Here is a 14670-nt window from a genome sequence, read left to right on the forward strand (position 1 = left end):
AGAGTCACCATTAGACCACCTTTTCATAAAAAATAACCAAAAGAGGCTTGCCCGTTTATTGCGGTATCAAGCCTCTTCCATGAGCAGTCTCAATCTTCAAATTCGTCATCGTCATGTCTGCGAGCCTCTGAGAAATACTCGGATGCTTTCATGCCGGCGGCGTTTTCTTGAAGGAACTTCATGGTGCTGGCAGTCATTTTTTTCTCAATGTTGTTGTATTCGAGGAAAGTATCCCGTCCAAGCTGTGCAATCAGCCGCTCGTCAGTTGTAAACCGAAGCGGAACTTCAGGCATATACTGCTCGGCGATGCGGCTAAGAAGCGGAATGCGGCTGTCTCCATCGGCAATTAAGAATACGCGAGCCGGTCTCTTATGCTCAGGAAGTTTAAGATAAACCTGTCGCAAACGGGAAAAGCGCTGAGCCGTCCTATGGATAAATTCTGGTCCCGGCCGGAATACCTCAATCCAAAACTGAAGGAAATCATTGCGATCACGTATCATTTCAAAGGATGCTGCTGGAATGTGAAACGTTTGTTGATCAACGCGAATCACTGGACGCCGCTGCCAATCGGTTAAACGATCAATTCGAACTAATTCAGCATGTAACTCATTAATCGCCAGGTCGACGAAATAAGGGGTCATTTCCGGCCCCTGTCCAGCTCCATACTCAACAGGGCGTGCCCAATACTCATCATTCAACTTGCGATGAAAGAGAATCTCTGCTGCATCCGCGCCTGCCTTTGTCAGCATATACGCCAGCGGCTTCCTCCGGTCATCCTTGAGCGGTGATGCCCAGCGGTACGCGCAAATGATGCCGCGGCTACGACATTTCTTGATGAATTCGACTCCGGCACGATCTTGCGGATGCATTCCCGGAAAAATAACCCGCTCCAGCTGGCGCCGTGTCATTGTCCGGGTTGTGGAAAGCACGTCAACCAGACGCAATTCCTTTTGTGAGATGTCGGCGCCTTGCATGTGCATATCGAGCCAGAAGCGACCGTTAGGGAGCCCATATTTCGGCTCGTGATATTCGATGGTAGCATAAGGGTCGGAGAACATTCCAAACCGTTTGCCATCAGGCAGCAAGAGTTCAAATATATCGCTCGGGCATACCGAATCGGCATACGGATTAAGATGTTCTGGCACCATCGGCGAGATTAGGGGGAAAGATGTGGTTTCCCGCGTTTCCCCCGTCGCTCCCTGCGGATCCATTTCTTCAAAGCTCGTGAGATTTCCTTGATTACCTGCTGCCATAAGGGCTCCGGCGGCCATCATTCCGTTTAGAGTGTTGAGGTAAGAATGCGACTGCTTTCATGCGCCGACCAGCCGCATCGATTCGAGCAATCCGTACACGAAGAGATTCACCGATTTTGAACTTATGGTTTCCGGAATATGCCGGGAAGTTTGTACGGACAACAAGACCCGGAGTATCAATCATCTCGACAAACATACCGTGTTCCGGATGGATCTTGCTGATTCGGCCCACGTATATCCCGTCCACTTCATAATTAACGACGTTTTTCCAAGGGTCTTCTTGAAGCGTTCGGCTGTCTACGGTAATTTTTCCTTTATTACCGTTGGCCGGGCGGGTGATGCCTATCAGCTTTACCGGCAGCGTATCGCCGATTTCAAATGCTTCCGTCAAATCGTCATAGTACATATAGCCGACTTGAGATCGGTTAAGTTCGACGGAGACACCCTCGACAAGCAGGTACAGTGTATATTGATCCACACCGCGGACGAAGGCTTCAAATATTTGCCCTTCCTGAGCTTCTTTCCAGAAACGGACTGTTTTCTTCTCAAGAGCCTTTGCTCGGTTAGCGACAAACGTACCAACGCTTGCGTGCTGATCAATAACAACATTGTCGATGACAAACTCCAAATCACGATCCAGGTAATGCTGGAGCCCGCGGAGGTTATAGGCATCGACGCGCGACTTCGGTAGATATCCGTATACTCCATTAAAGTCCAGCTTCAGAACTTCCTCTTTTACTTTATCGTTTATGGACTTGGTTTCGATACCGATCGAGCGGGCGACCATGATTCTGCCGGTACGTTGAGCTTCTTTCACGTCTGCCCAGGCTCGCATCGCCGGGGTAATTCCGTCTTCAAACACGTCATCGCGCGCATGTTGACTGTACATTAGGTTCACCTTTCCTTCGTATAATTTAGAGATCTAGTTGACGAAAAAAAGCACCGGCGCATGGGGGATCCCCAATTCGCCGGTGCTTCCGTGAATTTCCGTTCAACTATTTACTTACCATCATTGTAAGGTCAACCGGTATGGCTGTCAATTCATTACTGTCGTTCATTCGATGCTCGAATGCGGTTTTCTGTTCAGCTTCTTAAATGTCGTCTTCCTTGTAATCATCGACTTTGTTGATTTGTTCATCTGCGTAACGCTGTTGTGTCGATGAATCCCGCCGATCCACCGCAGCGAGATCATCCAAGTCCACTAAATCATCGCTTCGCGGTTTTGACTGAGATGCGGCCTTGTCTCCGCCGGATGCTGGAGCGGAAGAAGCGGGTGCAGCCGAAGGAGAACCAATGAGATTATCGTGAACTGTCTTAACCAGGTCGTCGAAGTTGTCGGGCATTGAGTGCGTTTGACTTGGGGAAGATTCCTCCCGCTTCTCCTCAAGATTCTCTGGCCCTTCAGAGTCGCCCGAACCTGGTTCATCATTATCCTCGGCGGGCCACTCGAATGATTCATCTTCAGCAGAGCTGCTAGTGCCTGCAGCGGATTCGCTTTTCTCTTCGGTATTCGGAGGAAAAGGCACAGCTTGAGGCGGCTCCTTAGCACCTGCAGGGGGACTGACCGGACCGTTCTGCTGCGTGGCTGTATGATTCTCTGCCGTAAGAGCGGTATTTTGTTGACTGTCCGTTGCTGCCGTTTCCGAATTGACTTCCGGCGCCGCGTCATCATTTTTCTTCTTATCATCCAGTTGTTCGACTAAGTAGGCGAGTTGATGGATATTTCCTTTGAACGTCAATGGCTTGTGATTTTGTGTGGCAAGCTGGATCCGGCCAATATCGATGAAACGTTTAAGGAACTTTGTCTCGTTTACAAATTTGCCGTAAGCCTGCACCGGTACTGCTATACTTCCATCTTGTCCAACCACCTCGACAATGAAATGCTTAAACGGCTGCTCTTTGATCTCGGTTGGAGTGAATCTAGGCTCCAATTTACGTGCAGTATTGTACCGGAGCCCTCTGGATTGGTTTGGCATACTCATCGGCGTAACGGATTCGTTCAACGATTCCTCCATCACGTAGGCTTCGCCAAACTGTTTTGAGAAGTATTCATTGTCTTTCACCTCTCCGCGCCCAAATACTGTCTTATTCGAAGCGTTCGTAAGGATTACTTCGTCGTAGCCGGCCTGAACAACGCGCAGCTGGCCAAGGTTTTGGATGGCGATCAACGTACCAACTTTATAGCTTCGACCGAGCGTGAGCAGTCTGGAAAACGCATCGTTGATGTAGAGCGGAAATTCATCAATCGTGAAGAAAACCGGTATGCGCTTGTATCCTTCCTCTTCCGGCGGGCGTCTGAATACGGCTGATTGCATTTGCCTGATGATGAACTGACCAAACATCAAACTGAGTTCTTCGAGTTCAGCTAATGCGGTGTTAAAGAGCAGGATACCCCCGTCATTGAGAAAGGTGTCCAGATCGAGTGTCTCTTCCCCTTCTGCAGCGACGAGCAATTGGCTGAGCATGGCATTCATCGAGATATCTGTCACGTATTTCTTGGCACCGGCGATAAACTTATCTTTTTTATTGGTGACGACCTGTTTACCCGCATATTTATGCCCTTGCGGATACAATACTGGCAGCTGGCCGCCTTCTTTGTCCTTTGCGAATACATATTCCAGGACATCATTCTCAAAGTACGTACATACCCGGTCATAACGGTCGAGTAAGACCCGCTCCTCCGGCGTAATTAGCGGATTGTTCAGATTGCGCTCGATCCAGCGCCTAACATCTTCAGTCATGTCGGCCAAGAAACGGGGCTCACTATACATGCGCTGCAGGTGCAATATGAAGTTAAATTGATTTCCATAACGGATTTTACCAAGCATGACATACTGAGCCGAAGTTTCCGACTGCTGGCCTTTAAAGAAGGGATCTTGATCGCCCGCAAGTGCGTCTAGTACACCGCGCCAAGTTTCGGCTGCAACCTCTAATGGGCCGGCCAAAGGGTTGAATTTAATGGATTGAAGCAGATCCGTCGGATCGACCACTTTGATCTTACTTTTCGGAATGCCCAGCTGCTCTGCGAGCTTCTGTACATCTCTTATTAAATCCGATTTTGGCTCAAGTACGACGACACCAACTTTATGTCCCCGTGCGATCCGAACTAAATCCTGGACGATTCGAATTAAAATTGCGGTTGAGGTCTTACCGGAACCGGTGGCGCCAACTACCAGCTCGTGAAGAAAGCGTGATTCCTCAGAAAGCACAATTGGCTTCGCCGTTTTCTTTTCCCAGCCAACGACGACATCGCATTTTTTGCCTCGTAAGGAAAAGGATTGATTCGATAAAAATGAGAACTCCCACTTGTAAAAAGTCTTCTTGAAGTCCTCGTTTTTGTAAAACTCTCGTGCCATATAAAAGGCAACAATGAGGCAGATTATTACCGGTATGATCATGAGAAAATCGACGAATCCAGTCATGGACGTAATTTTTAGGTGCGGTTTGTCCTCTACGCGCATATTAGAGAAAAAATCCCTCGTAAATAAGTTAATGTACCAAGCGAACAATCCACTGTATAGCAGCGACATATGGATTATCGTTACAACCAGTACCGCGCGGCGGCCCCGCTCCGATATATATGTCAAAAGGGTGGAATATCCGCGCTTAATCGGCTGTGTAACGGTTGAGTAGCACATTGTGAAGTAACAAAAGAAAATTGAGCAAAGCCAAAACAGTGGCCATTGGTCAAGGGGAAAGAATAATATCCCCAAAACGCTTGTAAGTATATCCGGATTACCAGGCACTAAGCTACTGATAGCCCCCGGTCCGCTTGCAGCATCATTGAATTGCTTGATGAACAGCATTGCAGAGGAAAGTGCGAAAACCGAATTGACCAGAAAAAAGAGTGACACCAACACCGTGTGAAAATAAAGCCTGTACCACTCAAATAGTTTCTCCCTTGAATTAACCCAGACCATCTGGCCATAGGCGGGGAGGAGTCCCTTCCCGAACTCGTGCTCATCATTCATATAGACTTCCTTAGACAAATTCAAGCCATCTCCTTTCGCATACGTTTGTACTCATAGACTTGATAAGAGTAGATGCACAGGATTGAATTTCTTATAGTCGTCTAGGCAAGAGCATATGATCTTATCCTTACCATCCTGTATTTCTTAAGCCACAGCTCCTACCATAACCGCTGAGATAAAGATAACAACCAATACTTTGCGCACCGTGGGCTCTCCCCTCCTCTCGCTCCGAACCAAAAAAGCACCTACCGGGGCCTTGTGGCCGCGATAGGTGCTTCCTTCGCTGGATAAGTTGATATAAGATTCGATGCATCATATTATATAACACAACTTCTGCCAGTAACAATGCCTTGACGTCTAATCGCTAAATATACCCCTTAGTAAAAATGAGGTCGGTTGGATTAGGCGGTATAATTGAGATATACCAAGCGGAAGGAGTGGGTAAACCATGATTATTCTTGTAATTGCTTTTATTATCGGTGCTCTGTCGGTCGCAGGCGATAAATAAAAGGAGGTCTTACTGTTGTTCAAATACAGACACACATAAGCTGCTCTTATCCCTACAGGATAGAAGCAGCTTTTTGTTTATCCATCGCGGAGATGAGCAATAATGTTCTGTACAAGATCCGCGTCATTTCCAGATTTCAATTCACTAACGAAATCTATAAAGAGTATCGAGATCAACTGATCCAAGGTTAGTGTGAATTCCGGATCCAGCTGCGAAAGGTCCATCAAGAATACTTCGCCTCGTAAGGCCGCTTTTCGCAATATCTGCATTTCCATCATGAGATATTTCACTTTGCGGGGAACATTCTTCTCTGTTCTGTGAAGGTGATTGGGATTTAGCCAAACATATTCGGCTACCTTGTCCGAGACTCGAAAGTGCCTATCCTGCTTCTCTTTCAGCTTAATCAGCAATTGTTTCTGATTCGTACCCTGAGCCACTTGAACCAGGAAATCCTTATACAGAATTGAAATTAGGTCATCGACCTGAAAGGTTATTTCGTAATCGCAAAGCTCCAGCAAATCCTCAACAAACATTTCAGCCCGGAGATAATCGTACTGAGGAAACCTAAGGCGCAGCCCTACAGTGGGCGTCTTACTGAGCCTTCCGAACAAGTTGCCGAGAATACTTCTCTGGGGAGAGGCGATCTCTTGCAGCCGATCGGAGATGAGATTGAACCTCTTCTGTGGCTTCATACCCGATTGCCCCTTTTAACCAGGCTGTGAATGACAAGTCGCGTTACGACTTGGCGCTCTGATAGGCCATTTTCAACAGCCAATGCAAACACTTTCTCATAAATCAGCTGTCCCGGCTTTACATGCATATATGATTTGGTGTCATGGTAGTCATATTCCGGAAGGCCATCCATTGATGAAAGCGCCTCGATGAGCAGCTTGGTGGCGAAGGCGGTTTCTCTTCCCTTCATCCCTTGTTGCACGGCTAGTTTTCGGATCAACGCTTTCTGCGCCGGCGTCACCGGAAACTTCATATCATGTTTCTTGTCGCTCCTGTCTTTTCGATCTGGTTTTAGGGTGGTTAACGGCTTAGGTGAAGAAGCCGACTGCTTAAAAATCGGGTTGAGATTCAACTACCCCCCTCCTCCTCTCTCCTCAAAATTGAATTTAACCCCTCTTAACTCAGGGTCATTTGGCCACTTTTCCATTTGGCCACTCTAATATTAAGGCTATGAGTTGGGGAAGGGTCTTAGAACTGGCGCAATTGGTAATAATGGATGGTATCAAAGGTGAGGGGGAAATTGTCATGGCTAAATCATCATTGACGAAGGAACAAGCGTTAGAGTTTGTTAAATTGGCAAAGCAGTCGAGCAAAGAGATCGGATTAAAGAAAAGACCGAAAGCCGTGAAGTGATGGAGCGGGCATCGCTGTGGGAGCGACCCTTTCCTCAAATCGAAGCGGGATTAGCATATATACGTCAAGGTGTATACGAATAGTCACCCGGTCCCGTATCCCTCTCAACGTGTATACGTGAACTTCACTGGTCGGTTCAGCGACGGCCGGCCCTGGTTGCGTGCGCGAATCCCGAAAAAGAAAAGACGCCAAGTAAGTTTGACGCCTGAGTCAATGGTTAGTGGAGAGCGTAAGTAAGCGGGTTGATGGAGGAGCTAATGGGCTTCAATGATCGATCGAACCATTTCTCGTCCTTCGAACCGAACCATATTGTCCTGCTAAGCGCAGCTCTCTCCTCTTCCGAGCACTGATCCAGATTAGTTGGTATCCCAATTGGCAAGCCCTCCCCGAAATAAAAGACCGGAACGATCTCCTTAACCCCATTAGTAATCTCCTGCGGCATAAGGCTCCATTTGCGCATAAAATCCAAAACTCGGCTGATCCCCTGTGATTCATAACTGCTCATTTTATGAAATAGATACAGCTGCACCCGCTTTGGATCATTTTCGGTGACGACAAAGTGTGGATTCCATCCAAGGACCTCCCTAAGCTCACCTTGAAGCGGGCTTTTATCGAAATGGACAGATCCCAGGAACCCTTGATCTCGCGTTGCGAGGGTCGTAACCGACTTCGAAAGGCTATCAAACATCACTTTGCTCTCTGTGTACGATGTAAGTGTGGAGAACAATGAATCCCCATTGACGACGAACATGTTGAGAAAAGGCCCCTCTTTCCGTGATCTTGCAAGATATGCATTCAGGATCGTTCCCCATCTGCGTCGAATGTTATCTCCAGCTGAAACATACACCATGATAAATGGTGGAGTGCCCTGTTTAGCCGCTGCAGAAGAAAGATAACTCTCGTAATTTTCGAACTTGTTGATTAAGTCCTCTGTCGTTTCCGTTTTCCGATCCACTTCCAACCAGGAGTGAAACAAAAGTTTTCTTTGCTCCTGCATAAATACATACACTTTAAACTCGCCATCCGGTTTAAGTTTGGTGCTTTGATTCTGATCTATTGAATACAAACGTGCAGAATAGATATTGTCCATATAATCAATTTCATTTTTGAAAGAGAAAAGCGACACCGAAAACATTAACTTGATAAAGAAGTTAACCATGTCGTAATGGTGGTTAATCTTTTTCGGAAACTCGTAGAAATCAGTGGATAGGTCCCCATAGTCGTCATCCCATCCATTTCCCACCTTGTCGCTGTCGATTTTTAAGAAAAGTTTCACATCATCAAACATCTCGTTGTGAAGAGAATAAAACACGGTTCTCTTCTTGCCTGGAGTTAGACGGTAAGGATGCGACCGGATATAGCCAAATTCCTCTAGTCGAGCAATTTCCTTGCGAACCCTCGAATACTTGGATACATACTCTTTTCTCCACGCCGGATTTTTGGGGTTATCAGGATAGGAATCCGTGACCAGCTCCGGGTAGGTAACCATAAGCATCTGCTCCGTGTTTAGGAAGCGTAATTTGTATAGGTGACGGAGAATGGACACCTCAATTTTGTTGTACTCCACTTTTCCAGAAGTAATATAGCGCACGGTTTCACCCTCCAAAAATATCACATTCACGCAATAAACTATTTCGCCGTTTTTCATTTATGAAATGTTGTGGTTCATGTTGTCACCAATATTATCAATAAGAAACCTTGATCTACAACGGGATAAAAGTCCCTTAGCCAAGATTACAATGATTCCAACAATACATTTGACAACAAAAATGATTTTTTTGTACTTGCTGTTGTCAAGGATATAGGGAGAATCTATTGTCATATCTGTTAGTAATGGGTGTTGTACGGCTTATTGGCTTCGCATATTCTATCCCGAGGTTTCGAAGCTGCAATCAGAGTGGAGCGAATCTAGACGAAGCAAAAGGCTATAACAGAAACTCTTACGGCTTCCCCTGCTCCCTCTTTTAAGATTGCAGTAAGGCCAAGATGGGTACTTACTGAATTATTTATAAATTTTAGATAGTATTTAAGACGACGTAATTAAAATTCATAAATTTCTATAAAAAAAATTCTCATGCCAGCCGGCCATAGGAACGTCGCAAGGTATATATTGTTCTGCGAATAGCTGAATAGGGTTCTCGATTAACTTTGATCCGGCTATACGGATGGCTAAATTATATCTGGATTAGGCCAGATAAGATAACGCAGCGTAACGCGTCGTAATAATTAAGAACAATTCTTAGATATTCAACAAGATTTAAAAGAACTCGCCAATATAACACAGCGTAACGCAACGCTAAATGATGGTATTTTATTGTAATACCGATGCGTTTCGCAGAGTTAAGACCTCATCTGAAGGCAGAAATCATATATGGGTAGTAGTTTAATGACGGGTTTATATTGACAGGTGGAAATTAGTTCTAGCATAATGGAAGTACAACGATGCGTAACGCAACGCCAGTTTTAATCGAAATGGCGGTATTCACTTGATTGAGGCGCGTAACGCGACAGGAGGAGGTGTACCGGGCATTGATGGAATCAGATAAAAATCTAGAATTTCCCAATGAGGTAGTTGACTTTTTGGGAAAACGAATTCCAAAAGAAATGATAGATGTTTTCACTGTGATCTGGAATTACCGTAAAGATGGAATCAATTGGACGGAACTGACCAAGACGGTCGGGGATCGTTATAAAGTTGAAAAGGCGCTTCTTGTCTTAGAAACGATTGGCTTTGTATCTGTAGAGTCCACCATAAATAAAAGAGAAAAGAAGTACATACCGGATGAAACACGTGGCTTGCAGCTGGCCAAATTTATCCGTAGCCAGAAGGAACAACCAGCATCTGAGGAACCTGGTTATCAGGAATAAACTTATGGAGGTAGCTTAATGGACTTAAACCTGGGATTCATCTCTTTGGAAGGCTTTTTAAGGCGGAATGACGGAAACCAACGTAAGCTGAAATTCTGCTTCATTGCGTGCGGTCAGTACGGCGGTCGTCAAGGTGACGAACTGGCTCGTCTCCAACACGATGTAATAGCTCTAAATACCTCAGATTCTGATCTTTCGGACTTGAAGGTAATTCAGCACATTGTGAAGCTCGATGGCTTCAATGGTGCTGTTAAGGACATTGAACGTGGACAAGCTGCCATTAAGGAGAATCGAGATAAAGTAATCGGCATTTTAAAGAACCCTTTGGTTGTAGATGCGGATTTTGTCTTTGTAATCGCGGGTATGGGTGGCGGTACTGGAAATGCTGCAGCACCGATGATCTTGAACAACCTCTCTCGTGTACGGAAGCCGTTCAACGGCAAGCCGTCATTCGGAGCGATTGTCTCTGTACCTGGGGCTTGGGAAAAACGAGGAATTAAGAAGAATGCGAGTTGGGGTTTGAGCCACATTCATGAATTGATTGAAAGTGCTGCTTGCGGATCCGTAACCCTGATGGATAACGAAAAGCTATATCGGATGACTGAAGGTATCTTTAGCGACACAGAAACGAAGTTAGAGTGGACTGATTTCGGCAATACAAAATTGGCTGCTCTTCTAACGGAGATTGCCTTTCTGACCTCCCTCCCTTCCGGGAAGACATTTGATGAAGATGAATTGCTGGATGTTTTGAGCACCCCCGGATATTTGTCGCTGGGCAAGTGCTATATCCATGAGGAAGATTCCCTTGAAGCCAATGACATGACACAACTTGTTGAGAAGAGCTTCCGCGACTCACCTACTGCCAGTGATTTTGATTTCGAATTGGATTCGGTGAATGGTTTCCTGGCTGTTGTCCATCCAAAAGGTAAGAATCAAATCGTATCGGATTCCGATTTCCGGATGCTTGAAGAGCGATTTGGTAAGTTTGCTGCGAATGCCGAAAAGCCTCATACCGGATTGATCGAGAACAACGCATGGGGTTATATCACCGGCCGTAATAAACACAGTGAAGAACGGGCCAAAGCAATCCTTTATGCTGGAATTGTTTCTAATCAACTCCCGGCCCGGATCGCGAAAATGCTTGAGGAAATTTCAATAGAGGAACAAGAACTAGAACAAAAACGGAGTGAGCGAAGCAATCGCCCAACGATTGATCTTTCAGCTTTCAAGACCGTCCAAAAGAAAGAAACGCCTGTTGCTGTTAAGGGACCGGTGAATGATGATTTCGATTTATTCGAAAGAAAAAATGATGAAGTGAAGAAAATCAATGACGAAGATTTTGATCTGTAATATTTCCTTTCCCCTCTCCCAAATGGCGAGAGGGGTTTTTTTATAGAATTACTTGAATTTAACGTGGCGTAACGCAACGTTATAAAATCCATATTCTAAGGGAGATTTCTGGTTAGTTAACTGGCAGGTTAGTTCTTAACGCAGCGTAACGCAGGATAACGCAACGTATTCGAGGGCTTGCCCTCTTACTTATAACCCTAACAGTGGTTAACAATGTTTGCACCATTCGTAGTGCTCGAAATTCTGTTTGTGATACGCTTTTGCCGAGGCGAGATCCCTAAAGTCGAGCCATCCCCCATCACGCTTTAATTCATTGATCCCTTTGAACAAGGTCTCGGAGCGCTTCGCGGCATACTTGCAGCTGCTACTCTCGTGGACTGTGCATTTCTGATTGGGACGATCTATATTCATGCATATGACGTTCATCTTGACCCCCTCCTATCACGTTTACGCCTCATATTTTTCACCATGTCCGATAGTTTTGGCCCATTGTTGAAAGTGATGACTTGCTTCTTCGTCAAAGTAGCTCAGAGGAGCCCCGCAATGGGTTCGGATATCTTCCAGAAGGGATGCGAACTGCCCGTCGTACAGCCAGCTTTTCGGAATTTGTACAATCACGTATTTCATCGACTGGACTTCTCTGCCGACATTCAGAAGCAGGGTGAAACGATCGGGATAGACCTCCCGTACCGCCTCCCTGAACGACGGATGGCGGCGTTTAATTTCATCGAACCTGGATTGACGTCGACTGGAGTAGAGGCGACCACCCAAGTAATGACGGTTGTTCTTCGTTACGCCGGTCCATACCTGCCGCACATTGGACCATTTCAACATCGGAAGCACCTTCGGATCCGTGTCGTTAAACAGATTTACGGCAATCCCTTCCGGATCCGTCAAGACAAAAGGAACGTGGACCGCCGTATCAGGGTATTTAGTCCGCCGCCCCGGTATGTTCACAGAACGAATGAAGACGAACACTCCGACAAGCAGGCCCGCCGAGATAGCCTAATCCTTTAACCATGCGACACCGGAATCGGCCAAGTCCGGAAGCAGCGCCCCCAGCAGATAATACAATCCGTACATTACAATAACGATGCCGGGTACTGCCAGACAGCCGATGTACGGCATGTTCCTATACCCGCGGTCGGCGCCGCCGGCTGCAGAATGAAGCCGTGCGAATTCCCATTCCGGCGCACTGCATCCATAGCTTCTTTTCACCTTTGCTCAACTCCTCACCGGTATACGACAGGATCGGCTCCCAAATGGATGTGCGGCTCGTACATCCACATCTCCGCTTTCACATCGAAGTGGCCGAATTTATATATATACTAATATACCATTTTATTGATTCATTTTATTGTCTGCGGAACGCCTGGGCCGTGCAGGGGCTCCGTCTGCATAGTAGACCGGAGATAATCCATAGTGACGCCGCCTCAACCGGCATCCAGCCGGCCCGGCAGCTCTCGTGCCCCCGCGGCTTCCGGCGGTTTTGCGAAAAACCTAGTAATAGAGCGACTTCACCAAGAATTTTATGAAATTTATTTAGAATTTATCAGAAAAAAATTCTATCAAATTTATAAAATAATCATAAAAAAAATGAAGGAAAATGAAAAATTCATAAAAAAATATAAAAATCCAAAGAAAATCGAAAATTTCCATAAACGCAATTGAAAACTATGAAAACTTTTGTTGGTAAAATTCGATGAAATTTTATAAAATTAAAATAGCTTAGGGAAATTGGTCAGTGTTGGGGAGGGGGAAGTAAGCAATGAACGCGGAACAATTTTCGAGAGACCGCTTAGAAGGTGAATTTGAGGATGATCCGCTATTTGAAACTATTCAGCGAATGGGACTAACCGATGAACTATTCGATGATGAAACGATTAGTAGATTAATAGATGGTCATGAATATACGACAACGGATTTTGAAAAGTGGTATTGTCTCGACGAAGCCAGTCCGCAATACTTAGCAAATGGTGGCGTAATGCGGGCCTTCATAAAGAGTATGATGGCGTATTTGCAAACTAGAAGTGTAGGCCGTTCAATAATTATGGATTATCAAGGTTTCATAAAATTAAAAATGGCTCTCCTTCTTAGAAAGAATGGTATGAAGCCTGCTTTAATATATGAGACTGCTGGAACGAAAGCCTATAGCCCTGTAATACTTTCTCCAGGACAAAGGGCTGGAGGGCAATCAGCGTCACCAGCGGTGCCTAACGCTAAAGAGAAAATCTACGGGGAAGTAATGGATTCTCTAATAAGTCAATTACAGGCTGCCGGCGCGATCGTACAACAGGATGGTAAATTTCAAGTCGACTTGCGGAAGTTAATAGAAGGTCATATGGAGGGGATGTTACCAAGTCTTTTACCTGATCCTTCAAAAGATACAGAGGAACGCCTTGCTCAGCACAGTGAAGAACTGAACAATTTAAAAGAAGAGATAGCTGGGGTCACGGAATTTAAGAGAAGCTATGATAAAGAGATGATGTCGTTAAAAGAATTACAGCAGCGGGAAACGGAATGCAGGGGGAAATTAAAGGAGATCTACAATTCGATCATGGCCCCGGAGACCAGCTCAACGGAGAAAGAAAAGCTCTCGATGCAGCTGCGGGACTTAGAAGTAGAGTATCCGGATCAAGACCATCTCATTAGAATGTATGCCGACTCAGCAGATGCGCATATCACTCGCATCAAACAGGACGAGAAGGAATTAAGGATACAGGATTTGAAACGTCGGTGCATGGATCTGTACAACACAGCGATCGATAAAACGATCCCTCCGGACCACGCTGAGGAAGCGAGGAGAAAATTACAAAAGCTGCACGATGATAATCCGGAATTGTCTTTCGAAATGCGAGCGTATATCGCGTCTCTCCCTTCGGATGAAAAAACGAAGAGCCGCGGTCTATTTTGGTGGTTAAAAAAGACGCCCAAACATTGACACTAAATAAGGGCAGAAGTATAGTAAGAAATGAGAAAACCGTTTATTTAAACAACATATAAATTCCTTGTAGGCGAAGCACGCCGAGAACCCAATGGGGTTACTCGGCGTGTTTTTTTGTATAAAAAGGAAAGGAGCTTGTGCGTAAGTGGGCGATTTTCATCCAGGGGAAATGATGAAGCTCTATCGTATCCGCAAGAAAATGAGCCAAGAAAAGCTCGCAATGGTCATCAACCAGAAATCCCCACATCTGCTTACATATCAGATGCAGATTAGCCGAATAGAGCAGGGGAAGGATCACCCAGAAGAACCTTTACGGGCAGCAATTGAGTGTGCTCTTGGATACCAGATATGGCCAAATGACGTACATAAACGAACTATAGAGACTTCACAGGATTAGGGGAGGGGGGACGC

Annotated in this window: 13 protein-coding genes; 5 read left to right on the forward strand and 8 right to left on the reverse strand. The window is 45.7% G+C overall.

Translation table 11 applies throughout. The features are described from left to right. Nucleotides 1–89: 89 nt before the first annotated feature. From IEW11_RS19640 to IEW11_RS19665, 6 genes are all read right to left on the reverse strand, one after another. Nucleotides 90–1253, reverse strand: a complete 1164-nt coding sequence (locus tag IEW11_RS19640; RefSeq protein ID WP_188532771.1) for a hypothetical protein — start codon at nucleotides 1251–1253, stop codon at nucleotides 90–92. Beyond that, nucleotides 1240–2142 (reverse strand): hypothetical protein, encoded by a 903-nt coding sequence (locus tag IEW11_RS19645; RefSeq protein ID WP_188532772.1) that lies wholly within the window; start codon nucleotides 2140–2142, stop codon nucleotides 1240–1242. Before IEW11_RS19645 ends, IEW11_RS19640 begins: the two co-directional genes overlap by 14 nt. A gap of 202 nt (nucleotides 2143–2344) precedes the next feature. After that, nucleotides 2345–4840 carry a type IV secretory system conjugative DNA transfer family protein gene (locus IEW11_RS19650; protein ID WP_229725482.1) on the reverse strand — a complete coding sequence of 832 codons (2496 nt, stop codon included), beginning with the start codon at nucleotides 4838–4840 and terminating at the stop codon, nucleotides 2345–2347. Between the two features lie 969 nt (nucleotides 4841–5809). Then, nucleotides 5810–6424 carry a hypothetical protein gene (locus IEW11_RS19655; protein ID WP_188532773.1) on the reverse strand — a complete coding sequence of 205 codons (615 nt, stop codon included), beginning with the start codon at nucleotides 6422–6424 and terminating at the stop codon, nucleotides 5810–5812. After that, on the reverse strand, nucleotides 6421–6816 hold the full coding sequence (locus IEW11_RS19660; RefSeq protein ID WP_188532774.1) for a hypothetical protein: 396 nt from the start codon (nucleotides 6814–6816) through the stop codon (nucleotides 6421–6423). Before IEW11_RS19660 ends, IEW11_RS19655 begins: the two co-directional genes overlap by 4 nt. Nucleotides 6817–7314: 498 nt before the next feature. Continuing rightward, entirely contained in the window at nucleotides 7315–8688 is a 1374-nt protein-coding gene (locus IEW11_RS19665; protein ID WP_188532775.1) for a replication-relaxation family protein, read from the reverse strand. Nucleotides 8689–9626: 938 nt separating this feature from the next. Here IEW11_RS19665 and IEW11_RS19670 point away from each other — a divergent pair. Continuing rightward, nucleotides 9627–9965, forward strand: coding sequence for a hypothetical protein (locus tag IEW11_RS19670; RefSeq protein ID WP_188532776.1), 339 nt, complete (start codon nucleotides 9627–9629; stop codon nucleotides 9963–9965). 18 nt (nucleotides 9966–9983) lie between these two features. Beyond that, nucleotides 9984–11315: an FtsZ/tubulin family protein gene (locus tag IEW11_RS19675; protein ID WP_188532777.1), complete on the forward strand. Its 1332-nt coding sequence runs from the start codon at nucleotides 9984–9986 to the stop codon at nucleotides 11313–11315. A 447-nt stretch (nucleotides 11316–11762) separates the two neighbouring features. Here the strand turns inward: IEW11_RS19675 and IEW11_RS19680 are convergent, their stop codons facing one another. Continuing rightward, nucleotides 11763–12293 (reverse strand): hypothetical protein, encoded by a 531-nt coding sequence (locus IEW11_RS19680; RefSeq protein WP_188532778.1) that lies wholly within the window; start codon nucleotides 12291–12293, stop codon nucleotides 11763–11765. A gap of 27 nt (nucleotides 12294–12320) precedes the next feature. After that, a complete protein-coding gene (locus IEW11_RS19685) occupies nucleotides 12321–12533 on the reverse strand; it encodes a hypothetical protein (protein ID WP_188532779.1) in 213 nt (70 codons plus the stop codon). Between the two features lie 204 nt (nucleotides 12534–12737). Here IEW11_RS19685 and IEW11_RS19690 point away from each other — a divergent pair, with 204 nt between their 5' ends. The 3 genes from IEW11_RS19690 to IEW11_RS19700 all read left to right on the forward strand — a co-directional run bounded on the left by IEW11_RS19690 (nucleotide 12738) and on the right by IEW11_RS19700 (nucleotide 14656). Next, the gene (locus tag IEW11_RS19690) at nucleotides 12738–12986 is read left to right on the forward strand and encodes a hypothetical protein (protein WP_188532780.1); all 249 of its coding nucleotides are present in this window, start codon (nucleotides 12738–12740) and stop codon (nucleotides 12984–12986) included. A gap of 97 nt (nucleotides 12987–13083) precedes the next feature. After that, on the forward strand, nucleotides 13084–14256 hold the full coding sequence (locus IEW11_RS19695) for a hypothetical protein (protein ID WP_188532781.1): 1173 nt from the start codon (nucleotides 13084–13086) through the stop codon (nucleotides 14254–14256). A 148-nt stretch (nucleotides 14257–14404) separates the two neighbouring features. Continuing rightward, nucleotides 14405–14656 (forward strand): helix-turn-helix domain-containing protein, encoded by a 252-nt coding sequence (locus IEW11_RS19700; protein WP_188532782.1) that lies wholly within the window; start codon nucleotides 14405–14407, stop codon nucleotides 14654–14656. Nucleotides 14657–14670 lie beyond the last annotated feature (14 nt).

It is taken from the genome of Paenibacillus abyssi, assembly GCF_014640295.1.
Taxonomy (GTDB): domain Bacteria; phylum Bacillota; class Bacilli; order Paenibacillales; family Paenibacillaceae; genus Paenibacillus_D; species Paenibacillus_D abyssi.

Excerpts from the sequence above, each read along its gene's own strand:
- IEW11_RS19640 (WP_188532771.1), bottom strand. The coding sequence starts at position 1,253 with ATGGCAGCAGGTAATCAAGGAAATCTCACGAGCTTTGAAGAAATGGAT.
- IEW11_RS19645 (WP_188532772.1), bottom strand. The coding sequence starts at position 2,142 with ATGTACAGTCAACATGCGCGCGATGACGTGTTTGAAGACGGAATTACC.
- IEW11_RS19655 (WP_188532773.1), bottom strand. The coding sequence starts at position 6,424 with ATGAAGCCACAGAAGAGGTTCAATCTCATCTCCGATCGGCTGCAAGAG.
- IEW11_RS19675 (WP_188532777.1), top strand. The coding sequence starts at position 9,984 with ATGGACTTAAACCTGGGATTCATCTCTTTGGAAGGCTTTTTAAGGCGG.
- IEW11_RS19695 (WP_188532781.1), top strand. The coding sequence starts at position 13,084 with ATGAACGCGGAACAATTTTCGAGAGACCGCTTAGAAGGTGAATTTGAG.